We start from the raw sequence: 22,088 nt of genomic DNA on the forward strand, positions 1-22,088 counted from the left end.
GGGTCCTGCGAACGCCGCGGGGGCGGGCGCGCCGGGCGGCGGGCCGAATCACTTCTCCGCGAGCGTCGCCTTCTCGATGATGACGTCCTGGCTGGGCGGGCCGTCGGGGGCGCCGTCCGCCGGCGGGATCGCGCCGATCGCGTCGACGACCGCCTGGCCCTTGGTCACCTTGCCGGCGATCGCGTACTCGGGCGGCAGGCCGCCGTCGCCGGTCATGATGAAGAACTGGCTGCTCGACGAGCCGACGGGGTCGGCGCCGCTCTTGGCCATCGCCAGCGTGTACTTGGGGTACTTGGCGTTCGTGCCCGGCTCCTCGACGACGTCGTACGACGCGCCGCCCGACTGCGAAGCCGTCGGGTCGCCGGCCTGCAGGACGAACCCGGGCGCCACGCGCAGGACGCCGAGGCCGTCGTAGAAGCCGTCCTTGACGAGGGTGCCGAACGACGTGGCGGTGATCGGGTGGTTCTTGACGTCGAGGGTCAGTTCGATGTCGCCGCACGAGGTCTTCATCGTCACCACGTACGTCTTCGACGCCGAGAACTGGCTGGTCGGCTTCTTCGAGTCGCGCTTGAGGGGCTTCTGGGCAGCGACCTGCTTGCACTCACCGGCGCCGGCCGGGGCCTCCTCGGTCGTCGTCGGCTCCGGTGCGGTGGTGGGCGTGCTCTCCTCCGTCGCGGTGGACGCGGTGGTCTGCGCCTCGGTGGCGGTGGACGCGACCGTGCTGCCTGAGTCGTCGTCGGATCCGCAGGCGGCGAGGCCGAGGACGAACGAGGTGAGCAGGACAGGGACGAGGCGTCGGGTCACGAGGCGGCAGGATAGTCGAGCACCGGGGCGCGGTGCCCCGGCGGGCCATCCGCCCGGTGGACCCGCAAAGATGCCGGGTGTGCCGGCGCCCGTCACCCTGCTCGTCAACCCCGCCTCCGGCGGCGGGCGGGCGCTCAAGGCCCTGCCGGCCGTCCAGGAGGCCCTGCGCACGTCCGGTCTGGCCGTGACCGTCCAGCACACCGAGAGCCTCGAGCACGCGCGCGGTCTCGCCACGGCGGCGGCGACAGACGGCAACACGGTCGTCACGCTGTCCGGCGACGGCCTGGTCGGCGTGGTGGCAGGAGCGCTGGCGGACGTCCCGGGTGCGGTGCTCGGCGTCCTGCCCGGTGGTCGCGGCAACGACTTCGCCCGCATGGCCGGCATCCCGCTCGACGCCGTCGCCGCCTGCGCGGTGATCGCGACCGGCGTCCCGACCCCGGTCGACCTGGGCGAGGTCGACGGCAAGCCGTACGTCGGCATCGCCTCGCTCGGCTTCGACTCCGACGTGAACCGGATCGCGAACGACGCCCCGTCGTTCCTGGGCGGGCAGGCCTACACCTACGGCGCGCTGCGCGCCCTGGTCACCTGGAAGCACGCCACCTTCACGGTCGGCATCGACGGGGCGCAGCGGACGTTCCGGGGATGGTCCGTCGCCGCCGCGAACTCCAAGGCCTACGGTGGCGGGATGCTGCTGGCCCCCGCCGCCGACCTCACCGACGGCCTGCTCGACATCGTCACGAACGACGAGTGCTCGCGGCTGCGGTTCCTGACGATCCTCCCCAAGGTCTTCAAGGGCACGCACGTCGACGCGCCGATGGTGCAGGTGCAGCAGGGCCGCGAGATCACGATCAGCGCCGATCGCCCGTTCACCGTGTACGCCGACGGCGATCCCATCGGCGAGCTGCCGGTCACGATCCGCTGCCGCCCCGGGGCGGTCACGGTCCTGCTTCCGGCAACACCGGGCGGGCCGTCCGCCGCATGAAGGGCGCCGGCTGGAGGGGAACCGTGGCCCGCGCGGCCGGCCGTGCCTCGCGGCTGAGCGGCCGCGGCGGCACGTCGATCCCCGGCAAGGTGCTGCTGAAGCTCGACCCGGACGCGATCGGGACGCTGTCCGCCGGGCTCGAGCGGCGCGCCGCGATCTCGGCGACCAACGGCAAGACCACGACCGCCGCGATGGCCCACGCGATCCTCGCCCGCGGCGGCGCGCAGCTGGTGCACAACAGCGCCGGCGCGAACATGGCGGGCGGCATCGCGTCGACCCTGCTGTACCAGCGCGGCGACACAGGGCTGTTCGAGATCGACGAGTTCTGGCTGCCCGGGATCGTCCCCCGCCTGAAGCCGCAGGCGTTGCTGCTGGGGAACCTCTTCCGCGACCAGCTGGACCGCTACGGCGAGCTCGAGACCATCGCCGACCGCTGGGCGGCGATGGTCGCCGGGGCCGACCCCACCACGACGCTCGTCCTGAACGCCGACGACCCGCTCGTCGCCGACCTCGGCCGCGAGCGCGTCGCCCCGGACCAGCGCGCGACCATCGCGTCGGCCGCCGGCGCGCCCGGCGTCCTGACCTACGGCGTCCAGGACACCGCGCTGAGGCTCGAAGGCCTGCAGCACGCGTCCGACTCCACGCACTGCCGCCGCTGCGGCGCGCCGCTGCGGTACGACGCGGTCTTCCTCGGCCATCAGGGCCACTACCACTGCGACGCGTGCGGGATCACGCGGCCCCGACCCGATGTCTTCGCCACCGACGTCGTCCTGGACGGGGTCCGCGGAGCGCGGTTCGTCCTGACGACACCGGCCGGGACGGCGCCCGTCACGCTGCCGCTCCCCGGGCTCTACAACGTCTACAACGCGCTAGCGGCGGCCGCGCTCACGCACGCGCTGGGCGCCCCGCTGGCGGACGTCGTCGCCGGGCTGAAGGACGTCGCCCCCGCCTTCGGCCGCGCCGAGACCGTGACGATCGCCGGCCGCGAGCTCTCGATCCTGCTGGTCAAGAACCCGGCCGGGGCGAACGAGGTCCTGCGCACGCTCGCCCTCGAGGACGGCGTCCACGACCTGTTCGCCGTCCTCAACGACAACATCGCCGACGGCCGCGACGTGTCCTGGATCTGGGACGCGGACTTCGAGCTCCTGGCCCCCCACGTCCGGCGCGCGACGTGCGCCGGTACCCGCGCGGCCGAGATGGGCCTGCGGCTGAAGTACGCGGGGGTCCCGCCGGAGCAGATCACCGTGGTCGACGCCGGCCTCGCCGCCGGCCTGGACAGCGCCCTGACCGCGGGCGACGGTCGGCTGTTCGCCCTGCCCACCTACACCGCCATGCTCGCGCTGCGCGAGGAGCTCACGCGGCGGGGCGTGACGGGGAGCTCGTTCGGCTGATCATGTCGTCCACCACCGCCCCCACCCCCGACGAGCTGCTCGTCATCTGGCACGAGATCGAGTGCGGCAGCTACGACGTCGACCTCTCGCTGTGGCAGGAGCTCGCCGGCCGCGGGACCGTCCTCGACGTCGGGGCCGGGACCGGCCGCGTCGCACTGCACCTCGCAGCGCGAGGGGCACAGGTCACCGCCCTGGACCTGCACGAGCCGCTGCTGGCCGAGCTGCGGCGCCGCGCGAGGGGTCTGGACCTCGTCGTCCCCACCCTGGCCGCCGACGCCCGCACGTTCGACGCCGGCGAGGCCCGGTTCGACACCATCCTCATCCCGATGCAAACGCTTCAGCTCCTGGGCGGCGAGTCCGCCCGCGCCGCGTTCCTCGCCGCTGCCCGGCGCCACCTGAACCCGGGCGGCATCGTGGCCGCGGCGCTCGCCGACGCGCTGGAGGCCTTCGACGAGGACCACAGCGAGCCACCCCTGCCGGACATGCGGGAGGTCGGCGGCGTGGTCTACTGCTCGCGGCCCGTCGCCGTCCGCGAGCACGAGCGCACCGTCTCGATCGAGCGGATCCGCGAGACCGTCGACACGGCCGGCCGGCGGACGGTCAGCGGCGACATCCTGCACCTGGACCGCGTCACGGCGGCGCAGTTCACGGCGGAGGGCGCGGCGCTCGGCTTCACGGCCCTTCCGCCCCGGCAGATCCCCCAGACCGACGAGTACGTCGGATCGTCGGTGGCGATGCTCCGTGCCTGAGACGCTGATCGTGTCCGAGCCGCGGGACGGCCGCCCGGAGCACACGCTGCGCGTCTGCGCGCTCTACCCGGACCTGATGAACATCTACGCCGACCGCGGCAACCTGCTGCTGCTCGAGCGGCGCTGCGCCTGGCGCGGCATGGGCTTCGTCCTCACCGGGGCGGGGCTGGGCGAGGCGGTCGACCCGGACGCGCACGACCTCTTCTACATGGGCGGCGGCCAGGACCGCGATCAGGCCCTGTGCGCGCAGGACCTCGTCGACACCAAGCGCGAGGCGCTGCACGCCGCCGCGGCGCGCGGTGCCGTGGTCCTGGGGGTCTGCGGCGGCTACCAGCTGCTCGGGCACTCCTACGAGCTCGGGGACGACGTCCTGCCGGGCGTGGGCCTGCTGGACCTGAAGACCGTCCGCCACGAGGGCCCGCGGCTGATCGGCAACGTCGCGATCGAGGTCACGCTCCCGGATCTGGACGGAGCGCGGACCATCGCCGGCTTCGAGAACCACGGCGGCCGGACACACCTCGCCGCCGGTCAGGGGTCCCTCGGACGGGTCCTCGCCGGCCGCGGAAACACGGGCGACAGCGGCGCCGAGGGCGCCCGCAGCGGCAACGTCGTCGGCACATACATCCACGGTCCGCTGCTGCCGAAGAACGCCTGGCTGGCCGACTGGCTGACGCACCGCGCGCTCGGTCTGGATCGCCCGCTGGCGCCGCTGGACGACGCGATGGAGGACGCCGCCCACGCGTCCGCACGCGCCGCCGCGGGCCTCTGAGCGCGCTTCCGCGCACATCGCGGCATTTCCACCGCCTGACTCGGGTATAGGGTTCTCGCACGTCCTTCCCGGACGCTCCTCCCAGCCGGAGACCCTTCTTCTGTGACATCTGACGACACCGCCCACAACGAGGGGACATCGGCGAACCGCCAGGCCGCCACCCTCGAGCTCCGTGGCATCACGAAGCGCTACCCCGGGGCCGATGAGGCCGCGATCGACAACCTCAGCCTCGAGGTCGCCGCCGGCGAGATCTGCGTGCTGGTCGGTCCTTCCGGCTGCGGCAAGACCACCGCGATGCGGCTGGTCAACCGCATGATCGAGCCGACCTCCGGCGACATCCTCGTCAACGGCGTGTCGATCATCGACCGCAAGCCGAGCGAGCTGCGGCGCGAGATCGGCTACGCGATCCAGCAGATCGGCCTGTTCCCGCACCAGACGATCGCCGAGAACATCGCGACCGTCCCGAAGCTGCTCGGCTGGGAGAAGAAGCGCATCGTCGCCCGGGTCGACGAGCTCATGGACCTCATCGGGCTCGAGGCCGCGATGGCCCGCCGCTACCCCGGCCAGCTCTCCGGCGGTCAGCGCCAGCGCGTCGGCGTCGCCCGTGCCCTCGCGGCCGACCCGCCGCTGATGCTGATGGACGAGCCGTTCGGCGCGATCGACCCGATCAACCGCGAGCGCCTGCAGAACGAGTTCCTGCGCCTTCAGGGTGAGATTCGCAAGACCATCGTCTTCGTCACGCACGACATCGACGAGGCGATCAAGATGGGCGACCGTATCGCGGTCCTGCGCAAGGGCGGCATCCTCGCCCAGTACGCGACCCCCGCGGAGCTGCTGATGGCCCCCGCCGATGCGTTCGTCGAGGACTTCGTCGGCGCCGACCGTGCGCTGAAGCGGCTCGCGCTGCAGCGGGTCAGGGACATCGAGCTGTGGGACGCCCCCACCGTCCGGGTCGGCGACCCGATGGCCGAGGCCCGCGAGCGCGCGATGGCCTCCCCCATCCGGCACGCGCTGCTCGTCGACGACGACGGCCGCCCGGTCTCCTGGCTCGGCGACACCGACCTCACCGGCGACCGCGTCGTCCACCACGACGGCCGCGTGACGATGGTCGAGCTCGACGACATCCTCCGCGACGCGCTCGCGGACCTGCTGCAGGGCCAGGTCATGTTCGGCGTCGTCACCGACCACGGCGGCCGTGTGGCCGGTGTCCTGTCGGTCGAGGTGATCTCGGAGTTCCTGACACACCAGACCGCCGGCCACATCGACGAGGCCCCGGCCCCCGCGGAACGGCTGGCCTGATCCCGTGCTGACGCTGTCCCAGGTCGTCATCCGCGACCGCACGAACGACACCAGCTGCGTGGCCAGGGACGGCTTCTGCCCGGACTGGATCCGGGACCACATCGGCGACTACATGAGCCCGCTGCTGCGCCACCTCGAGCTCACCGTGGCGAGCGTCGTGGCCGGGTTCGCGATCGCGTTCGCCCTGGCGCTGCTCGCGCACCGTCGGCGCTGGCTCACCGGGCCGATCACCGGCGTCACCGGCGTCATGTACACGATCCCCAGCCTGGCGCTGTTCGCGATCCTGCTGCCGATCACCGGCTTCGGCTTCGTGACGGGCGTCGTCGCGCTGACGTCGTACAACCTGCTCGTCATCTTCCGCAACATCATGGCCGGGCTCGACAACGTGCCGGAGGCGGCGAAGGACGCTGCCAGCGGCATGGGCATGACCGACCGCCAGCGGCTGTGGCGGGTCGAGCTGCCGCTCGCGATCCCCGAGATCGTCGCCGGGGTCCGCGTCGCGACGACCACCACCGTCGGCTTGGCGGCGCTCGCGTTCGTGGCCGGCGCCGGCGGGCTGGGCCAGAAGATCATCGAGGCGCAGAACTTCAAGTCGAACATCGTCACCGCGAGCGTGCTCTGCATCCTGCTCGCCGCCGTGCTCGACCTGCTGATCCTCTTCGGCGAGCGCACCGCGCTGCCCTGGCGGAGGGCGACATCGTCATGACCAGCGGACTTGCCATCGCGTCGGTCTTCTCCGACTTCTCTGACGGCCTGGACTTCCTCTTCCACCAGCGCGAGTCGGTCGCCGGCGGCGTGCAGGTCGGCGGCTCGGAGAACCTGCCGCTGCTGTGGAAGCACCTCGAGGTCGTCGGGCTCTCGATGCTGTTCGCGATCCTCATCGCGGTGCCGCTCGGCCTGTTCCTCGGCCACACGCGCCGCGGGTCGTTCCTGGCGTCGTCGATCTCGAACGTCGGCCGGTCGGTCCCGGCGATCGCGCTCGTCCTGTTCTTCAGCAGCTACCTGGGCCTCGAGCTGAAGAACCTCGTCTTCGCGATGACGCTGCTGGCCATCCCGCCGATCTTCACCAACACCTACGTCGGCGTGCGCCAGGTGGACGAGGACGTCGTCGACGCCGCCAGCGGCATGGGGCTGTCAGGCGTGCAGGTGGTCCGCAAGGTCGAGCTGCCGCTCGCCCTGCCCCTGGTCTTCGGCGGCATCCGCACGTCGGTCGTGAACGTGATCGCCACCGCGACGCTCGGCCCCTTCGCCGGGGTCCTGACGCTCGGCGACCCGATCATCAACGCGTCCGTCTACGGCGAGGCGGGGCGCATCGGGACGGCGATCCTGGTCGCCGGCCTGGCCGTCGTCGCGGAGATCCTGTTCGCGCTGCTCCAGCGCGCCGTCACCCCTGCGGCCCTGCGGCCGCCGCGGCGCGGCCTGCGCGACCGGCTCGCGTCGCCCCGGCTGGCGCGCGTCGCCGACTCCCCCACCTGACCATCTTGAATATCCCGAGACACAACGAGGCACAGCCATGAGGCATCGCAGCATCCTGTCGGTCCTGAGTACCGTCGCAGTCGTCACCACCCTTGCCGCGTGCGGCTCGGACGACAACGACAGCGCCTCCACGTCCACCCCGGCCGCGGCCGGCACCACGGCGTCCACCGCGTCGACGTCCGCCGCCCCCGCCGCCGATCCCAAGCTGATCGTCAACAACCCGGAGAACGGGTCGACGCCGCAGCTGACCATCGGCTCGAAGAACTTCACCGAGCAGTTCATCCTCGGCGAGATCTACGCGCAGGCGCTGCAGGCGGCCGGCTACAAGGTCAAGAAGCAGCTGAACCTCGGCTCCGAGCAGATCGCCTACAAGGCGCTGAAGGGCGGCCAGGTCGACGCGTACCCGGAGTACGTCGGCACGGCGCTCACGAACTTCTTCAAGGTCAAGAGCGAGGACGTCCCCAAGGAGCCCGAGGCGGCCTTCACGGACGCGAAGACCGAGTTCGCCAAGGCGAAGGTCACCGCGCTGCCGCTGACCCCGTTCACCGACTCCAACGGCTTCGCGATGTCGCAGGCGTCGTGGAAGAAGGCCGGCAGCCCGAAGACGATCTCCGAGCTCGCGCCGAAGTTCAACACGCTGACCCTGTCCGGCTCGCCCGAGTGCCGCTCGCGGCTCGACTGCAAGCTCGGCATCGAGGAGTCCTACGGCGCGAAGTTCAAGAAGTACCTGCCGGTGGACCTCTCCAAGCGCCACGAGGTGCTGAGCAACGGCCAGGCCGACGTGTCCGTCGTCTTCACGACCGACGGCGCGATCGCGGCCAACAAGGAGGTCCTGCTGGAGGACGACAAGAAGTTCCTGCCGCCGTACAACGTGTCGTTCCTGGTCCGTGACTCGTCGCTGCAGGCGGCCGGCCCGGACTTCGAGAAGGTCATCGACCAGGTCCAGGAAGGCCTGACGACGCCGGTCATGCAGGAGCTCAACTCCCGCGTCGACCTCGACAAGCAGAAGCCGGAAGCGGTCGCGAAGGCCTACCTGACGGAGTCGGGCTACATCAAGTGAGGACGCCGGCGGTCTTCGGCTTCAGCGTCCGCTGGAGCCGAAGCCGCCGGAGCCGCGCTGCGTGTCGTCGAGGCTGTCCGCCTCGACGACCGGCGGCGCAGCGACCGCGATCAGCACGAGCTGCGCGATGCGGTCGCCCGCAGACCAGTCGAACGTGGCCTCGCGGTCGCTGTTCAGCAGCAGCACCCGCAGCTCGCCGCGGTAGCCCTCGTCGATCAGGCCGGGTGTGTTGACGAGCGTGACGCCGTGCCGGGCGGCGAGCCCGCTGCGCGGGACGACGAGCGCGGCGTGGCCGGCCGGCAGCGCGATCGCCAGGCCGGTCGGGACGAGCTCCCGTGCACCCGGGCCAAGCGTCCCTCCGTCCAGCGCGCACAGGTCGAGGCCCGCGTCGCCCGGGTGGGCGCGCTCCGGGAGCGTCGCCCGCGGGTCCAGCCGCTGGATCCGGAGCTCGTCGGCGGGGACGGCCGCGGCGCCCCCTGCGCCGGCGGCCTCGGCGTCGGTCATGTGGCCGGGGCGCTGTCCGCCACGACGAAGCGGCCGTAGCGCTCGGCGACGCCCTGCGGGACACGCGCCTTCACGCGGACGCCGTCGGGCGTGTCCTCGCGCTCGAGGTCGCCGACGATGTCGTGGAGCTCGGCCAGGCGGGCGCCCTCCTGGAAGGGCAGCAGCAGCTCGATGTCCTGCAGCCGGCGCTCGAACTCCTCGGCGATGCGCTCGCCGAACGACTCGATGCCCTCACCGGTCGCGGCACTGAGCATCACGGCGTCGGGGAAGCGGCGCTGCAGGACCTCCTGGGCGTCGGGCTCGAGCGCATCCATCTTGTTCAGGACCAGCAGCCGCGGCCGGTCGCCGGCGCCGATCTCCTCCAGGACCTCGTCGACCGCGCGCATCATCTCCTCGCGGTCCTCGTCCTCGGCGGACGCGTCGACGACGTGCAGGATCAGGTCCGCGCGGCGCGTCTCCTCGAGCGTGGCGCCGAACGCCTGCACCAGCTGGTGGGGAAGCTTGCGGATGAATCCGACGGTGTCGGTGACCAGGTAGGTCCGGCCGAGCAGGCGCCACGTGCGGGTGGTCGGGTCGAGCGTGTGGAACAGCCGGTCGCGGACGCCGACCTCGGCGCCGGTGAGCTGGTTCAGGAGCGTCGACTTGCCGGCGTTCGTGTAGCCGGCGAGCGCGATCTGCGGCAGGTGCGCGCGCTCGCGCTCGGCGCGCATCGTCGCTCGCGTCCCCTTGACCTCCTCCAGGCGTGCCTTGAGCGCAGAGATGCGGTTGCGGGCCAGGCGGCGGTCGGTCTCGATCTGCGACTCGCCGGGTCCGCGTGTCGCGAACCCGCCGCTCGACACGCCGCCCAGGCGCTCGAGGTGGGTCCACAGACCCCGCATGCGGGCCATGTTGTACTGCAGCTGGGCGAGCTCGACCTGGAGCTTGCCCTCGGCGCTGTGCGCGTGCGCGGCGAAGATGTCCAGGATCGTCGCGGTGCGGTCGACGACCGGCATGCCCAGCACGCCTTCCATGTTGCGCTCCTGCCGCGGGGACAGCTCGTCGTCGACGGCGACGAAGTTCGCGTCGGCCGCCTTCGCGAGCTCCTTGATCTCCTCGAGCTTGCCGGGGCCGACGTACGTGTTCGGGTGGACCTGCTCCCGGTTCTGGAGCTCCTGCCCGACGACCGCGACGCCCGCGGTCCGCAGCAGCTCCTTCAGCTCCGCCAGCTCGTCACCGTCGTCGCCGCTCTCGAGCACCCCGATGCAGAACGCGCGCTGCTTCGCGCGCGCGACGTGATCGGCGGCTCCAGCTCCATGGCTGCGGGTCTGCTCGGTCCGCCCTTGGCGGCTTCGGTTCGGCACCGTTCAAGTCTAGTGCGGGCGGGCACGGGCGATTCCGCGGAATCGCGGACCGCGGCGTGCCTCTCGGCGCGAAGCCGACGCTGGTGCGCCCTTGTCCCGTCGCAGGAGCGGCCGGGACGCTTGAGTCATGCCAAGTACATCTGCTCGACGCTGCCTCCGCGGCGAAGCCTTCCACGCCGACGACGTCGTCTGGGGGCCGCTGGTCGGTCTCCTTGGCGAGCGTCTCGCCGGCGACTTCATGTACATGTACGCCACCGCGATCCCGGGTGGCGTCGTGGTTCACGCCTACAAGCACTGCAGCAGCCGCGAATACCTGTTCTTGGACGACGTCGGGGATGCGTACCGCTATCAGCCGGTTTGCCGCGGCTACTCGCGGGTCCGTCTGGACACCGCCGTCTTGGATCCATACGCGTTCGACTTGCTCTTCGGCCAAGTCGATCCTGAGGCGCTGGTCGAGCTGCGCGGGGTCTACGAACGCGCAAACCGCATTGCGAGCTCGTCGTAACCGCGAGGCGTGAGTCGACCGGCGAGTCGCTGCGCAATTGATCTCGTCGACGCTCACCGCCACCCGCCGGAGTGTCAGCCGCTGCGCTCGACCACCACCGTGGTCGCCTTGACCGACGCCGTCGCTGTGTCGCCCGGCTTTAGATCGAGCTCGTCGACCGCCTCGCGGCTCATCAGCGACACGATCCGGAACGGGCCGCACGCGAGGTCCACCTGCGCCATCACGCCGTCCCGCTGCACCGCGACGACGACGCCCGTCAGGCGGTTGCGCGCGCTCGAGCGCGTGTTCGTCCCGCGCTCGCGCAGCAACCGCGCGAGCTCCGCCGCGGGCAGCGAGCGCCGGTTGCCCACACGGTCGAAGGTGATGCGGCCGTCCCGCTCCCACCGGCGCAGCGTGTCGACGCTCACGCCGAGCGCCTGGGCAGCGGCGCCGATCTGGACCCCGGACGCGTCGGGCACCTGGCTCATGGCGTCAACCCTACTTCCGGCTGCAGGTCGTCCTGGCGACGCGGGAACACGCGCACGGACTGCGGCGGGACGGTGGCGTGGAGCGCCGCTTCGGGCTGGGCGGCGCGCAGCTCCGCCAGTGCGTCGGCGGGGAGCTCGGCGATCAGGCACCCGACGCGCACCCGCACCCGCCCGCCCTCGGGCACCACCCGGCCGGCGATTCCCGTGACCCGCGGCGCGTCGCCCGCCGGCGGTGCGGCGTCCAGCAGGACCTCCCACGGATGGACCGCGACGCTGACCGCGCCGCTGGCCGGCCGGTCGCTGGCCAGCCAGCCGCCCTGGTCCAGCGCGATCCGGGCGCCGCCCCGCCCGTCCGGCGTCGCGTGCCCGGTGACGACCGTCGCACCGGTGAAGCTCGCGACGAACGCGTCAGCCGGGTCGGCGAGCAGCTCGGCCGGGCTGCCGACCTGGCGGATGCGCCCGTCGACGATGACGGCGACCCGGTCGGCGAGCACCGCGGCGTCGCGGAAGTCGTGCGTGACGAGCACCGTCGGGATCGCGAGCCCGCCGAGCAGCTCGTCCAGCTCGTCCCGGACGGCGCTTCGCGTGTGGGTGTCCAGCGCGGCGAGCGGCTCGTCGAGCAGCAGGACGGCCGGCTCCCGGGCCAGCGCCCGGGCCAGCGCGACCCGCTGGCGCTCGCCGCCCGAGAGGCCCGCGGGCTTCGCGCCGGCCAGGTGCGCGATGCCGAAGCGCTCGAGCAGCGGCACCGGCGCGGCGCCGCGGGCGAAGGCGACGTTGGCGGCCACCGTCATGTGGGGGAACAGCGCGTACTCCTGGAACACGAGCCCGACCGAGCGCTGCTCCGGAGGCAAGTCGACGCGGGCGGCAGCGTCGAACCACACCGCCTCCCCCAGCCTCACGTGTCCGGCGTCGGCGGTCCGCAGCCCCGCCAGCGCCCGTAGGACGGTGGTCTTGCCCGCCCCGGACGGCCCCACGAGCGCCAGCGTCTCGGCGCCGACGGTCAGCGCGACATCGAGGGTGAACGACCGAAGGCGGGCGCAGAGGTGGAGGTCGAGCTGCGCCATTGGGACAGCAGTTTGTACGACAGGAGCGTGCCGGCGCTCAGCACGACGAGCAGGACGCTGATCGAGAGCGCGACGTCGAAGTCGGTGTCGAGCGTCTCGTAGACCGCCAGGGTCAGCGTCTGCGTCTCGCCATGGACGTTGCCCGCGAAGACGATCGTCGCCCCGAACTCGCCGACGCCGCGCGCGAACGCCAGCACCCAGCCGGCGGCCAGCCCACCCGCGGCGAGGGGCAGCGCCACCCGCGCGAACGTCCGGGCCGGGGAGGCGCCGAGGGTCCGGGCGGCGTCGGTCAGCGTCGGGTCGACCGCCTCGAACGCGGCGATAGCCTGCCGCAGGTAGAACGGCGAGGCGACGAACGTGATCGCCAGCACGACGGCCCACTCCGAGAACGGCAGCACGAGTCCCGCGTCCTGCAGTCCCCCGCCGAGGAGCCCGCCGGCTCCGAACGCGGCCAGCAGGCCGATCCCCGCGACCGCCGGTGGCAACACCAGCGGCAGCTCCACGAGCGTCACCACCAGCGCCCGGCCGCGGAACCGGCGCGTCGCGAGGAACCAGGCCGCGGGGGTGCCGAGCGCGAGGATCAGGACGTTCGCGATCGCGTTCGCCCGGATCGTCACGACGAGGGCGTCGCGGACCGTCTCGGTGCCCAGGAGTCCCGGGACGTCCGCCAGCGGCGTCTCGGTGAACAGCGCCACCAGCGGCAGCGCGAGGAACGTCAGCAGCACGCCGAGCGCCAGCGCCTGCAGGGCGACGAACCCGCGGACCCGGCGCACGCCGCCGCTCAGCCCTTCGGGGGCAGGCCGAAGCCGTAGCGCCGCAGGACCGCGCGCCCGGCCTTGGACGTCACCTGGCGGATGAACGAGTTGGCCGTCCGGGTCTCTGCCCCGTCCCGCCTGACCGCGCACATCTGGTAGCGGACCGGCGGCTGCGCGTAGCGCGGGAGCTGGATCGTCCGGGTGCGGTCCGCGGCCGCGCGGCCGTCGGTGCGGTAGACGAACCCGACGTCCGCCGACCCCAGCGCGACCTTCGCGGTCACCGAGTTCACGTTCGTCTCCTGGCTGACGGTGTTGTTGCGCAGCACCGAGGACAGCCGCAGCCGGGCGAGCAGCTTGCGGGTGTAGGCGCCGACCGGGACGCCTGCGGTGCCCACCGCCACGCGCTTGCCGCCGCCGCGCAGCGAGTAGACCGACCTGATCTTCCCGGGGTTGCCGTTCGGGACGATCATCACGAGGACGTTCGTGGCGAACGTGACCGGGCGGGCGCAGCGCCCGCCGGCGAACAGCGTCTGGGCCTCGGTCGGGGACGCCGAGGCGAAGACGTCCGCGGGGGCACCGCGCTCGATCTGCGCCTGCAGCGTGTTGGACCCGGCGAAGCTGTACCTCGGGCTGCCGCTGATCTCCGGAAACGCGGTGCTGAGCGAGGCGGCCGCGTAGACGTTGTAGGCCGAGGCGCTGGCCGGGACGCCGAGGACGGCGGCGACCACGGCGGCGACGAGGCTGAGGACGTTCGGGCGGGTCACGGAAGGATCTCCTAAGAGCCTCAGACGGGCGGCTCGGCGTCGGCGAGGTAGGCGTCGAGGCGGGGCACGGCGGCCTCGAGCGGGATGGGGACGGGCAGTCCGCCCGCGACGGAAGGCAATCCGCTCAGGACACGGAGCGTCGACACCTGCTGGGCCTGCGACCACAGCAGCCGGCCGTGGAGGCCACGGGTCGCGGCGTCCACCGTGTCGCTGACCGCGGCCAGGTAGACGCCGGCCAGCAGGCCCGCGAGGTCGAGCGAGGTCGCCAGGCGCGCCTTCGGCGTGCCGCCAGGCGGCGCCGGCACCTGCAGGTCGAAGTCCCCGAACTGCGGCGCGTCCGCACCGAGGACGAGGGACAGGCGCGCGAGGTGGCGCTTGCTGCCCGCCCGGAGGGCCTGCAGGCGCTGCCGCTGAGCGGCGGTGAAGCCCGGGGCCTGCAGCAGCGTCGTCCCGAGGCTGACGGCGACCAGCTCGCCGGTCGCCGTGAACTGGAGGTACCCGACGTCGTCGTCCACAGGCACGGGGGCCGGCAGCCCCGCACGGGCGGATGGAGCGACGAGCGCCGTCCCCGCTACCGTGGCGGCACCGACCATGCCGGCCCGCAGGAACGCCGCGCGGCCGAACGTCTGAACACCACCTTCATGCATAGGCATTGCCTAAGAACATATCGGACCGCCTGTGCGGTCCTCCTTACGGTCTGCGGACTGGCGGCTGCCGGCTGCGGCGAACGCCACGACTCCTCGCCGGCCGCCCAGTCGGCCAGCGGCCCGCCCCCGCGGAACGCCGCGCGCGCAGCGGCCCTGGCCGTGGGGCCGAAGCGTCCCGGCGAGGTGCTGGTGACGGGCGAGGGTGCCCCGCGGGCTCACGGCCCGTACGTCCTCAGGGGCCGCTACCGGGTGCAGTTCGAGCAGGTCGACCCCGATGACGCGTCGCAGACCTTCGCGGACCAGACCACGTTCGTGGTGGTCGCCGCCCCCGCGGCGGACCAGGAGACCGGTGCCGGCGTGGTGCAGCTCGTGCGCGGCGCCGCGCGGACGGGCGGCGGCGTCGTCCGCCTCGATGGCCGGCTGTGGATCAACGTCGGCTTCGGCGACTTCCCGTATGTCGTCCGGCTGACTCCGGTCAGCCTGCTGAAACGGGCAACGCCACGCTGACGCGCGTTGTAAGGTAGGCCTTATAATGCGCCTACGCCTCTTTCTCCTGTTGTTGATCGCCGCCTTCGCCGTCTCGGCCTGCGGCTCGGACGACGACGGGGACGCCACCACGCCGGCGGCCTCCACGAGCACCGCCGCCAAGGCCGCGTCGGCCTTCCCCGTGACCGTCGAGCACCAGTTCGGGTCGACCACCGTCCCGAAGACGCCGCAGCGCATCGCGGTGGTCGGGCTCACCGAGCAGGACACGGTCCTCGCGCTCGGCTTCAAGCCGATCGCCACCACCGAGTGGTATGGCGAGCAGCCGTACGCCGTCTGGCCGTGGGCCCAGGCCGCGCTCGGCGACGCGAAGCCGACGGTCCTGTCGAACAAGGACGGGTTCGAGTTCGAGAAGATCGCCTCCCTGCGGCCCGACCTCATCATCGGCACCAACGCCGGGATGAAGCGCGCCGACTACGAGAAGCTGTCGGCGATCGCCCCGACGATCACCTCGGAGAAGGGCAGCACCGAGTACTTCGACCGCTGGGACCGCCAGACCGTGCAGGTGGCGCGGGCACTGGGCAAGGAGGCGGAGGGGCGCCAGCTCGTGGCCGACGTGAAGGCCGGCTACGCGAAGGTCGCCGCCGAGCACCCCGAGTTCGCGGGCAAGACCGTCACGTTCAGCCAGAACGGCTTCTACGGCGGCCTGATCTACGTCTATCCCGCCGGCCTGAACACCGAGTTCCTCACCTACCTGGGGCTGAAGGTCAACCCGAAGATCGGGCCGTTGGCCAAGCCCGGCGAGCAGGCCGGGATCTCCGCCGAGAAGCTCGACGTCCTGGAGGCGGACGCGATCCTCTTCGCCACCGAGGCGCCGAAGGACATCAGGGCGCTGCTGAAGGTCCCCACCTTCAAAACCCTCGAGGCCGTCGCCGAGAACCGGTCCGTGTACACCGACGGCACTCTCGCCGGCGCGATCTACTTCATCAGCCCGCTGAGCCTGCCCTACGTCCTCGAGCGCCTGCCGGACCAGCTCTCGGCCGCGCTCGCGGGCAAGGCGCCGCGGAGGATCATCGACACCTCGCGCTGACCGCGCGCGAGCGGTCCGCCCGCCCGCTCGACCCGGCGTGCGTTCAGACGAGCGGGTGCCGGCCCGGCGGCGGCAGCTTCTGGTACTTGTCCTCGAGCTCGGGGACCGGGAGGACGATCACGCCCTCCCGTGGGTCGCCGACCCAGGAGCCCAGGCCGTTGGCCATGGCGTACGCGGCGTAGGCAGCGGCGCAGGCGTCGAGCTCGTCCAGGGTGCGGTGCCAGAGGCCGCCGTCGGCGTCCACGACCCCGCGCAGCTTCAGCGCGGCGATGCGCTGCTGCAGGCCCCACGGCGTCCGCTTGGGGGACGGTCGATGGCCCAGCAGCGAGCAGAAGATGGCGTCGGGGTAGGTCTCGGCGAGCCGACCGAAGCGCAGCGCCCCGTCCCCCACCGGTGCCATGACGACGTCCGGCGCGCGCTCCGGCCGGTACAGGCCCAGCGGCGCCAGTAGCTCGAAGATCCGGAAGCCGACCTCGATCCAGCGCTCCCAGGCCGTCAGCTGCTGGCCGACGGCGGGGACGGGGTACAGCGGCAGCGAACGCCGGAAGAGCACGGCGTCGCAGACCCGATGGCGCTCATAGCGGCCCTCCGGCAGCTCGAGCTGTGCACGCAGCGCACGGCCCGGGGCCAGGAGGTCCAGCCGCGGGCCGCTCGGGGCGTCGACGGCGACCACCGCCTCCCCGCCGAAGCCCAGGACGGTGCGGGCGATGGCCTCGGGGTCGCCGGGCTCGTAGAACGTGGCGACGAGCTCCTGGTCGCCGTCGGCGCCCCGCCTGCGGTGGAGCGTGACCAGCTGCTGGTTGCCCGGGCGGGCCGAGACATCTATGCCGCAGTACCGCATGCCGACGGGACGATAGTGCCCGTCGGCGGGCGTGGGCCCGCAGCGGCGCTTGTATAGCCTGAGCCGGGTGTTCGAGCACCTCAGCGACGCGGAACTCGGCGAGCGGCTGGCGGCCCGGACGCTGGAGCTGATCGACATCCCGTCGGAGTCGCGCAGCGAGGACGTGATCGCCGCCCACGCCCTGCAGGTCCTGCGGGCCGGCGGCGTCCCGGCGCGTGACGCCGGCGACACCTGTGTGGTGACGGACGACCTCGGCCCGCCGTCCGGGCCGCTCGTGGTCCTCGGCGGCCACTTCGACACCGTCCCGGGGCAGGGCAACATCCCGGGCAGCCGCGATGCGGACCACGTGTACGGGCTGGGCGCCGCCGACATGCTGGGTGCCGTCGCCGTCGCGATGGAGGTCGCGCTCGCCGCGGCGGAGCCGGGCCGGGCCGACGCGCTCACCGCCCGGTTGGGGCTGTGCCTGTTCGGTCGCGAGGAGCTCGCCGTCGCGGAGTCGGCGCTGACCCCCTTGCTGGGCCGTGAGCCCGGCCTGCGCGCGGCCGACCTGGTGCTGATGATGGAGCCGACGGACAACACGATCCACGCCGGCTGCCTGGGCAACGTCAACGCGACGTGGTCCTTCCACGGCCGCTCGGGGCATTCGGCCCGGCCGTGGCAGGCGGACAACGCGATCGACCGGGCGGCGGCCGGCATCGCCCGCCTGAACGCCGCGGTCACGCCCGAGGAGCACGTGTTCGACGGCCTCACGTTCACCTCCGTCGTGTCGGTCACGCAGATCAGCGGCGGCATCGCGCAGAACGTCATCCCGGACCGCGTCGACGCGCACGTGAACCAGCGATACGCCCCGGGGACGACCCCGGAGGCGGCCGAGGCGCTGCTGCGCGAGCTGTGCGGCGGTGACGGCGAGACGCTCGAGATCACGTCCAACGCCCCGTCCGGCGCGGTCTGCACGGCGGACCCCCTGGTGCAGCGGCTGATCGCGTGCGGCGACCTGCCGGTGGCGCCCAAGCAGGCGTGGACCCCGGTCGCCGAGTTCACCGGCCAGGGGATCAGCGCGGTCAACTTCGGCCCGGGCGCGCCGCGCTTCGCCCACCAGCGGGACGAGCAGATCGCCGTCGCCGCCCTGGTGCAGTGCGCCCGCACCCTCGACGCGTTCCTGACGGCGTGAGCGGCCCGGCGTCGGGCGCGGTCGCGGTCCCGCTGAACCCGGTGCTGGAAGGCCTGAGGGTCTACCCGTTCACGCGGCTCACGGACGCCGCTCGCGCGCTGCGGGAGAAGGGCGTCGACGTCATCGACTTCGGCATCGGCGAGCCGCGCGAGCCCACGCCGCTGTTCATCCGCGAGGCGCTGGCGGCCGCGATCACGCCGCAGTCGCCCTACCCCGTGGCCGCGGGCCTGCCGGAGCTGCGGTCCGCGATCGCCGCATGGGCCGGGCGGCGCTTCGGCGTCGCGCTGGACCCCGCGACGCAGGTCGTCCCGAGCCTCGGCGCGAAGGAGGTCATCTTCAGCCTGGCGCAGGTGATCGGTCCGGGTGCCGTCGCGGTGACGACCCCGGGCTATCCCGTCGCCGAGCGCGGTGCGCTGTTCGCGGGCCAGCGGGTCCACGAGCTGCCGCTGACGGCCGAGCGGGCGTTCCTGCCCGACCTGGACAGCCTGCCGGACGACCTGGCCCTGCTGTGGCTGAACTACCCGAACAACCCGACCGCCGCCACGGCGGACCTCGCGTTCTACGAGCGCGCGGCGGCGCTGGGGCGTGAACGGGGGTTCGCGGTCGCCAGCGACGAGGCCTACAGCGAGCTGTCGTTCACGGACGAGCTGCCGGCCAGCGCCCTGCAGGTCGCCGATCTGACGAACGTCCTAGCGATCAACACGCTCTCCAAGCGCTCGTCGATGCCGGGCATACGGTCGGGCTTCGCGGCGGGCGACCCGCGGCTGGTCGGCGCGCTGAAGCGGTACCGCCCGAATGTCGGCGTCGCCCCGCAGGAGTTCGTCCAGCGCGCCGCGGCCGCCGCCTGGGCCGAGGAGGACCACGTCACCGCGGTCCGTGAGGTCTACCGGTCCAAGCGCGCCGCGCTGCTGCCGGCGCTGGAGGACATCGGCCTGAAGCCCGCCGGCGGGGACGCGACCTTCTTCCTGTGGCTCTCGCTGCCGGAGGGCTGGACGTCGAGCGAGGCGTTCGCGCTGGCGCTGCTGGACGAGGGGCTCGTGGTCGCGCCGGGCGCGTACTTCGGCCCCGCAGGTGAGGGCTACGTCCGCGTGGCGCTCGTCCCGACGCTCGAGGCGTGCGCGGCAGCGGCGGCCCGTCTGCGGGCGTGGACCGCGCCCCCGCCCGTCTGACGTCCAACTTTGGCCGTCCCGACGACCAGAACTGGACGTCAGACGGTCACGCCGGGCCCGCTGCGCGTCAGTCGTTCGCGTGCAGGGCCGCGTTGAGCGCGCCCCAGGTCCCCGTCCTCGGGACGACCTCGACCGCGCCCGTCCGCGCGTTGCGGCGGAACAGCAGGCCGTCGCGCCCGGAGAGCTCACGGGCCTTGACGACGGTCTCGTCCGGCAACCCGACCGGTGCGCCCGCGGTGACGTAGAGCCCGGCCTCGACGACGCAGTTGTCCCCGAGGGAGATCCCGACGCCGCTGTTGGCGCCGAGCAGGCAGCCGGCGCCGATCGAGATGACCTCGCTGCCGCCGCCGGAGAGCGTCCCCATGATCGACGCGCTGCCGCCGATGTCGCTGCCGTCGCCGACGACGACCCCCGCGCTGATGCGGCCCTCGACCATCGACGCCCCGAGCGTCCCGGCGTTGAAGTTCACGAAGCCCTCGTGCATCACGGTCGTGCCCTCCGCCAGGTGAGCGCCGAGGCGCACGCGGGAGGCGTCGGCGATCCGGACGCCGGTCGGGACGACGTAGTCGACCATCCGCGGGAACTTGTCCACCCCGGCGACGTGGAGCGGTGTCCCGGCGGCGCGGGCACGCAGCCGGGCGGCGGGCAGCGTCTCGGGCAGGACCGGCCCGATCGACGTCCATGCGACGTTCGTCAGGACGCCGAAGAGCCCGTCGAGGTTCAGGCCGTGCGGGGCGACGAGCCGGTGGCTCAGGAGGTGCAGGCGCAGGTAGGCGTCGGGGACGTCCTGCGGCGCGGCGTCGAGGTCGATCCGCGCGACCACGGCCTCGGTGCGGGTGCCGCGAATCGGGTCCGGGTCGCCCAGGACGTCGATCGGGGTGACCTCGGACGCGTCGAGCGACGGGTCGGGGAACCAGGTGTCCAGGACGGTGCCGGTGACCTCGTCGATCGTGGCCAGGCCGGCTGCAGTGGCGATCCGCGTCATGCGACTGGACGCTACATCGCGCGCGGGCTACATGGCCTCCAGCTCGGCCAGCAGCTCGGGCGTCACGTCGCCGGCGAAGACGGGCACCGCCCAGCCGCTGAGGTCCACGTGCAGCGCTTCGGAGACGTCGACGGTCAGCTCGCCGCCGTCGAGCACGACACGGACGGGCGACTCGCCGCCGCGCAGGACGTAGGCGATCGCGGCACCGGTGGCCCCGGTGCCGGACGACATCGTCTCCCCGACCCCGCGCTCGTAGATGCGGGCGCGGATGACGCCGGGCTCGAGCTCGCAGAAGAACGAGACGTTCGTGCGGTTCGGGAACAGCGGGCTGTTCTGGATCGGCGGGCCGACCGTCGCCAGGTCGAGCGCGTTCAGGACGTCGAGGTCCGGCTCGTGGATCGCGCACTGGGGATTGCCGACTTGGACGTGCTGGAAGCGCCGGCCCTCGACCTCACCGCGGCCGTCGTCGGGGCCGTCCGGGTAGTCGGCGGACGCCAGGCGGGCCCGTCCCATGTCGACCGTGCACGTCGTGTCCGAGGTGATCGTCGGCCGGATCTCGCCGGCGACGGTCTGGATCGAGAACTGGCGGCGGTCCGTCCAGCCCGACCGGCGCAGGTACATGATGGCCTCGCGCGCGCCGTTGCCCGACAGCTCGGCCTCCGAGCCGTCCGGGTTGAAGATCCGCAGCCGCGCGACGAAGCCCGGCTCGTCCGGGGGCGCGAGCTCGAGGATGCCGTCCGATCCGAGGCCGAGGTGCCGGTGGCAGAGCCGCTCGACACGGACAGGCGTCAGCGGGAACGGCAGCTTGTCGCGCTCGACGATCAGGTAGTCGTTGCCCAGGGCCTGCCACTTCTCGAAGTGCATGATCCGCAGGACCCTACGTGGACCGGACGTGGTCGAGGCTGCCCGGATAGCGGTCCAGGATCTCGCGCAGGCCGACCGGGTCCCGGCCGGTGAGGTCCTTCACCGCCGTCGAGACGGTCGCGAACTCGCCCTCCTTGATCGCGAGGTAGGTCGTGACCCACGCGTCGATCATGAAGTCCGGGACCTCGGGGTCCATCCGGGACTCGAACGCCTCCTGCAGCGCCTCGTTGTGGAAGGCGATCGGCTTGCCCGAGTGGTCGGCCATGAGCTCGGCGGCGTCGGCGAGCGTGAACGCCTCGGGGCCGGTGAGGTCGTAGGTCCTGCCCTCGTGGCCGCTCCCGGTCAGGACGGCGACCGCCGCATCGGCGACGTCGTCGCGGGCGACCGCGCCCACCTGGCCCTTGCCGGCGGGCCCACGCAGGACGCCGTCGGGCCCGACCAGGCCTGGGACGAAGTCGAGGTAGAGGCTGTCCCGGAGGAACGTGAACGGCAGGCCGGCGTCGCGGATCGCGGCCTCGGTGTGGTGGTGGTCGCGGGCGAGCGTGAACGTCGCGTGCTCCGCGGCACCCAGGAAGGAGACGTAGACCAGGTGCCGCACCCCGGCCGCCGCGGCCGCGCCGACCGCACTGCGGTGCTGCTCGAGGCGATCGGGGGCCTCGGCCGCGGAGACCAGCAACAGCGTGTGGACCCCCTCCAGCGCGGCGGCGAACTGACCCGCGGCGCCGTAGCCGCCGGGTGCCGCGCGGACCTCGGCGCCGTCCAGCTCGGGTGCGCGGGCGGCGTCGCGCACGATCAGCCGCTGCGCGACCCCCGCTGCGGCCAGCCGGGCGGCGACGCGGCCCCCGATGCCGCCGGTCGCGCCGGTCACCCCGATGAGCTGCTCGGTCATGCGTCCACCCTACGACCGCC

At 72.8% G+C, this 22,088-nt stretch carries 25 protein-coding genes; 13 read left to right on the plus strand and 12 right to left on the minus strand.

From position 1 onward, the window contains the following. Positions 1 to 48 precede the first annotated feature (48 nt). Complete coding sequence (locus DSM112329_RS12795) at positions 49 to 804, minus strand: peptidylprolyl isomerase (RefSeq protein ID WP_354702207.1); 756 nt, start codon at positions 802 to 804, stop codon at positions 49 to 51. A 79-nt stretch (positions 805 to 883) separates the two neighbouring features. On the opposite strand from DSM112329_RS12795, the gene DSM112329_RS12800 reads away from it, so the two are divergent. The 8 genes from DSM112329_RS12800 (at position 884) to DSM112329_RS12835 (ending at position 8,530) form a co-directional block, all read left to right on the plus strand. Continuing rightward, positions 884 to 1,786, plus strand: a complete 903-nt coding sequence (locus DSM112329_RS12800; RefSeq protein WP_354702208.1) for a diacylglycerol kinase family protein — start codon at positions 884 to 886, stop codon at positions 1,784 to 1,786. A 23-nt stretch (positions 1,787 to 1,809) separates the two neighbouring features. After that, the gene (locus DSM112329_RS12805) at positions 1,810 to 3,177 is read left to right on the plus strand and encodes a MurT ligase domain-containing protein (protein WP_354702209.1); all 1,368 of its coding nucleotides are present in this window, start codon (positions 1,810 to 1,812) and stop codon (positions 3,175 to 3,177) included. Between the two features lie 2 nt (positions 3,178 to 3,179). Next, positions 3,180 to 3,926: a class I SAM-dependent methyltransferase gene (locus DSM112329_RS12810; RefSeq protein ID WP_354702210.1), complete on the plus strand. Its 747-nt coding sequence runs from the start codon at positions 3,180 to 3,182 to the stop codon at positions 3,924 to 3,926. Beyond that, positions 3,919 to 4,695: a glutamine amidotransferase gene (locus DSM112329_RS12815; RefSeq protein ID WP_354702211.1), complete on the plus strand. Its 777-nt coding sequence runs from the start codon at positions 3,919 to 3,921 to the stop codon at positions 4,693 to 4,695. The genes DSM112329_RS12810 and DSM112329_RS12815 overlap by 8 nt, the downstream gene beginning before the upstream one ends. Positions 4,696 to 4,797: 102 nt before the next feature. Continuing rightward, a complete protein-coding gene (locus tag DSM112329_RS12820; RefSeq protein ID WP_354702212.1) occupies positions 4,798 to 5,994 on the plus strand; it encodes an ABC transporter ATP-binding protein in 1,197 nt (398 codons plus the stop codon). A gap of 4 nt (positions 5,995 to 5,998) precedes the next feature. Beyond that, positions 5,999 to 6,700 (plus strand): ABC transporter permease, encoded by a 702-nt coding sequence (locus tag DSM112329_RS12825; RefSeq protein WP_354702213.1) that lies wholly within the window; start codon positions 5,999 to 6,001, stop codon positions 6,698 to 6,700. Beyond that, on the plus strand, positions 6,697 to 7,470 hold the full coding sequence (locus tag DSM112329_RS12830; protein WP_354702214.1) for an ABC transporter permease: 774 nt from the start codon (positions 6,697 to 6,699) through the stop codon (positions 7,468 to 7,470). The genes DSM112329_RS12825 and DSM112329_RS12830 overlap by 4 nt, the downstream gene beginning before the upstream one ends. A 37-nt stretch (positions 7,471 to 7,507) precedes the next feature. Then, positions 7,508 to 8,530, plus strand: a complete 1,023-nt coding sequence (locus DSM112329_RS12835) for a glycine betaine ABC transporter substrate-binding protein (RefSeq protein ID WP_354702215.1) — start codon at positions 7,508 to 7,510, stop codon at positions 8,528 to 8,530. Between the two features lie 21 nt (positions 8,531 to 8,551). Here DSM112329_RS12835 and dut read toward each other — a convergent pair whose 3' ends face one another. Next, on the minus strand, positions 8,552 to 9,034 hold the full coding sequence (dut, locus tag DSM112329_RS12840) for a dUTP diphosphatase (RefSeq protein ID WP_354702216.1): 483 nt from the start codon (positions 9,032 to 9,034) through the stop codon (positions 8,552 to 8,554). Then, positions 9,031 to 10,374 carry a GTPase HflX gene (hflX, locus tag DSM112329_RS12845; RefSeq protein ID WP_354702217.1) on the minus strand — a complete coding sequence of 448 codons (1,344 nt, stop codon included), beginning with the start codon at positions 10,372 to 10,374 and terminating at the stop codon, positions 9,031 to 9,033. Before hflX ends, dut begins: the two co-directional genes overlap by 4 nt. Positions 10,375 to 10,501: 127 nt before the next feature. Here hflX and DSM112329_RS12850 point away from each other — a divergent pair, with 127 nt between their 5' ends. Beyond that, positions 10,502 to 10,879 (plus strand): hypothetical protein, encoded by a 378-nt coding sequence (locus DSM112329_RS12850; protein WP_354702218.1) that lies wholly within the window; start codon positions 10,502 to 10,504, stop codon positions 10,877 to 10,879. 74 nt (positions 10,880 to 10,953) lie between these two features. Here DSM112329_RS12850 and DSM112329_RS12855 read toward each other — a convergent pair whose 3' ends face one another. Genes DSM112329_RS12855 through DSM112329_RS12875 form a run of 5 tightly spaced genes read right to left on the minus strand, consistent with a single transcriptional unit; the run spans position 10,954 to position 14,582 of the window. Beyond that, the gene (locus tag DSM112329_RS12855) at positions 10,954 to 11,346 is read right to left on the minus strand and encodes a TOBE domain-containing protein (RefSeq protein ID WP_354702219.1); all 393 of its coding nucleotides are present in this window, start codon (positions 11,344 to 11,346) and stop codon (positions 10,954 to 10,956) included. Further along, positions 11,343 to 12,410, minus strand: coding sequence for an ABC transporter ATP-binding protein (locus DSM112329_RS12860; RefSeq protein WP_354702220.1), 1,068 nt, complete (start codon positions 12,408 to 12,410; stop codon positions 11,343 to 11,345). Before DSM112329_RS12860 ends, DSM112329_RS12855 begins: the two co-directional genes overlap by 4 nt. Beyond that, a complete protein-coding gene (locus DSM112329_RS12865) occupies positions 12,347 to 13,183 on the minus strand; it encodes an ABC transporter permease (RefSeq protein WP_354702221.1) in 837 nt (278 codons plus the stop codon). Before DSM112329_RS12865 ends, DSM112329_RS12860 begins: the two co-directional genes overlap by 64 nt. A gap of 8 nt (positions 13,184 to 13,191) precedes the next feature. Continuing rightward, the gene (modA, locus tag DSM112329_RS12870; RefSeq protein ID WP_354702222.1) at positions 13,192 to 13,929 is read right to left on the minus strand and encodes a molybdate ABC transporter substrate-binding protein; all 738 of its coding nucleotides are present in this window, start codon (positions 13,927 to 13,929) and stop codon (positions 13,192 to 13,194) included. 20 nt (positions 13,930 to 13,949) lie between these two features. Then, positions 13,950 to 14,582, minus strand: a complete 633-nt coding sequence (locus DSM112329_RS12875; protein ID WP_354702223.1) for a hypothetical protein — start codon at positions 14,580 to 14,582, stop codon at positions 13,950 to 13,952. A 153-nt stretch (positions 14,583 to 14,735) separates the two neighbouring features. On the opposite strand from DSM112329_RS12875, the gene DSM112329_RS12880 reads away from it, so the two are divergent. Next, complete coding sequence (locus DSM112329_RS12880) at positions 14,736 to 15,083, plus strand: hypothetical protein (RefSeq protein WP_354702224.1); 348 nt, start codon at positions 14,736 to 14,738, stop codon at positions 15,081 to 15,083. Positions 15,084 to 15,108: 25 nt separating this feature from the next. Further along, positions 15,109 to 16,149, plus strand: coding sequence for an ABC transporter substrate-binding protein (locus tag DSM112329_RS12885; RefSeq protein WP_354702225.1), 1,041 nt, complete (start codon positions 15,109 to 15,111; stop codon positions 16,147 to 16,149). A 43-nt stretch (positions 16,150 to 16,192) separates the two neighbouring features. On the opposite strand, the gene DSM112329_RS12890 is transcribed toward DSM112329_RS12885, so the two are convergent. Then, on the minus strand, positions 16,193 to 16,990 hold the full coding sequence (locus DSM112329_RS12890; RefSeq protein WP_354702226.1) for a DUF429 domain-containing protein: 798 nt from the start codon (positions 16,988 to 16,990) through the stop codon (positions 16,193 to 16,195). Positions 16,991 to 17,057: 67 nt separating this feature from the next. On the opposite strand from DSM112329_RS12890, the gene dapE reads away from it, so the two are divergent. Both dapE and DSM112329_RS12900 read left to right on the plus strand, forming a co-directional pair. Continuing rightward, complete coding sequence (gene dapE, locus DSM112329_RS12895; RefSeq protein ID WP_354702227.1) at positions 17,058 to 18,161, plus strand: succinyl-diaminopimelate desuccinylase; 1,104 nt, start codon at positions 17,058 to 17,060, stop codon at positions 18,159 to 18,161. After that, positions 18,158 to 19,330: an aminotransferase class I/II-fold pyridoxal phosphate-dependent enzyme gene (locus tag DSM112329_RS12900; protein WP_354702228.1), complete on the plus strand. Its 1,173-nt coding sequence runs from the start codon at positions 18,158 to 18,160 to the stop codon at positions 19,328 to 19,330. Before dapE ends, DSM112329_RS12900 begins: the two co-directional genes overlap by 4 nt. Positions 19,331 to 19,397: 67 nt before the next feature. Here the strand turns inward: DSM112329_RS12900 and dapD are convergent, their stop codons facing one another. Genes dapD through DSM112329_RS12915 form a run of 3 tightly spaced genes read right to left on the minus strand, consistent with a single transcriptional unit; the run spans position 19,398 to position 22,068 of the window. Further along, positions 19,398 to 20,315 (minus strand): 2,3,4,5-tetrahydropyridine-2,6-dicarboxylate N-succinyltransferase, encoded by a 918-nt coding sequence (gene dapD / locus DSM112329_RS12905; RefSeq protein ID WP_354702229.1) that lies wholly within the window; start codon positions 20,313 to 20,315, stop codon positions 19,398 to 19,400. A 27-nt stretch (positions 20,316 to 20,342) separates the two neighbouring features. Then, positions 20,343 to 21,179 (minus strand): diaminopimelate epimerase, encoded by an 837-nt coding sequence (gene dapF / locus DSM112329_RS12910; protein ID WP_354702230.1) that lies wholly within the window; start codon positions 21,177 to 21,179, stop codon positions 20,343 to 20,345. 13 nt (positions 21,180 to 21,192) lie between these two features. After that, the gene (locus tag DSM112329_RS12915) at positions 21,193 to 22,068 is read right to left on the minus strand and encodes an NAD(P)H-binding protein (RefSeq protein WP_354702231.1); all 876 of its coding nucleotides are present in this window, start codon (positions 22,066 to 22,068) and stop codon (positions 21,193 to 21,195) included. Between the last annotated feature and the right edge of the window lie 20 nt (positions 22,069 to 22,088).

This window comes from Paraconexibacter sp. AEG42_29, from assembly GCF_040581415.1.
Lineage (GTDB): Bacteria > Actinomycetota > Thermoleophilia > Solirubrobacterales > Solirubrobacteraceae > Paraconexibacter.

Bases quoted from the DNA above. Each gene is read 5' to 3' on its own strand.
- dapD (WP_354702229.1), bottom strand. From the start codon at position 20,315: ATGACGCGGATCGCCACTGCAGCCGGCCTGGCCACGATCGACGAGGTC.
- DSM112329_RS12860 (WP_354702220.1), bottom strand. From the start codon at position 12,410: ATGGCGCAGCTCGACCTCCACCTCTGCGCCCGCCTTCGGTCGTTCACC.
- DSM112329_RS12885 (WP_354702225.1), top strand. From the start codon at position 15,109: ATGCGCCTACGCCTCTTTCTCCTGTTGTTGATCGCCGCCTTCGCCGTC.
- DSM112329_RS12890 (WP_354702226.1), bottom strand. From the start codon at position 16,990: ATGCGGTACTGCGGCATAGATGTCTCGGCCCGCCCGGGCAACCAGCAG.
- DSM112329_RS12850 (WP_354702218.1), top strand. From the start codon at position 10,502: ATGCCAAGTACATCTGCTCGACGCTGCCTCCGCGGCGAAGCCTTCCAC.
- DSM112329_RS12830 (WP_354702214.1), top strand. From the start codon at position 6,697: ATGACCAGCGGACTTGCCATCGCGTCGGTCTTCTCCGACTTCTCTGAC.
- dapF (WP_354702230.1), bottom strand. From the start codon at position 21,179: ATGCACTTCGAGAAGTGGCAGGCCCTGGGCAACGACTACCTGATCGTC.
- DSM112329_RS12875 (WP_354702223.1), bottom strand. From the start codon at position 14,582: ATGCCTATGCATGAAGGTGGTGTTCAGACGTTCGGCCGCGCGGCGTTC.
- dut (WP_354702216.1), bottom strand. From the start codon at position 9,034: ATGACCGACGCCGAGGCCGCCGGCGCAGGGGGCGCCGCGGCCGTCCCC.
- DSM112329_RS12835 (WP_354702215.1), top strand. From the start codon at position 7,508: ATGAGGCATCGCAGCATCCTGTCGGTCCTGAGTACCGTCGCAGTCGTC.
- DSM112329_RS12810 (WP_354702210.1), top strand. From the start codon at position 3,180: ATGTCGTCCACCACCGCCCCCACCCCCGACGAGCTGCTCGTCATCTGG.
- DSM112329_RS12855 (WP_354702219.1), bottom strand. From the start codon at position 11,346: ATGAGCCAGGTGCCCGACGCGTCCGGGGTCCAGATCGGCGCCGCTGCC.
- DSM112329_RS12915 (WP_354702231.1), bottom strand. From the start codon at position 22,068: ATGACCGAGCAGCTCATCGGGGTGACCGGCGCGACCGGCGGCATCGGG.